At 53.4% G+C, this 573-nt stretch carries 1 pseudogene; it reads right to left on the bottom strand.

Annotation, left to right across the window (positions count from 1 at the left end):
• Positions 1–573 (bottom strand): annotated as a pseudogene (locus F8N43_RS29385) (hypothetical protein); the annotation flags it as partial.

Below are 573 nucleotides of genomic sequence, written 5' to 3'. Positions count from 1 at the left end.
TCTCCCAGCTCACACTCACTTCATCCTCCGTGCCAATGTTGTCGTACCCCGCCTCGGTAACTACAGCAACGTGTGGAAAGGCATCCTTAATGGTGATGAGGTGGTCGGGGGCTGGCGCCTCAGGCACTGAGAGTGGTTTCAAGTTGGCCGGGGCCGCCGTGAGTTCGACAACGACGTTGAGAGGAACGGAAGGCTGCTGCGCCTCATTACCGACACGATCAATCCACTGGTAATAAATGATCCGCTTCCCCTCACGGCCGTTTTCGATTTGAAGTTTTTGCAGATCTACTGTCATTGCACTATCGCTGTCATCGGGAGTCACGTAGGAGCCGATAAACGAACCCGGATAACTTGGCCCCATAAAGACGCCGGCAACATCCCCGGTTGTTCGATCGGTGTGCTGAGGGATAGTCAGTGGAACCAATGGATTGGCGTCCAGCCGCTCTATGGTAATGCGCTTGTCAGCATACTCCGGCGGCAAAATAATGGCCGCCGCCTGAGCATCTTTATTAGGCGCTGTCTTATCATTAATGATCTGGACCGGGGTATGAAAGTCCGCAATATCTTCAACAT

The sequence above is a fragment of the Pseudomonas fluorescens genome (assembly GCF_902498065.1).
Taxonomy (GTDB): domain Bacteria; phylum Pseudomonadota; class Gammaproteobacteria; order Pseudomonadales; family Pseudomonadaceae; genus Aquipseudomonas; species Aquipseudomonas fluorescens_BJ.
This window is presented reverse-complemented; position numbering and strand designations above follow the sequence as displayed.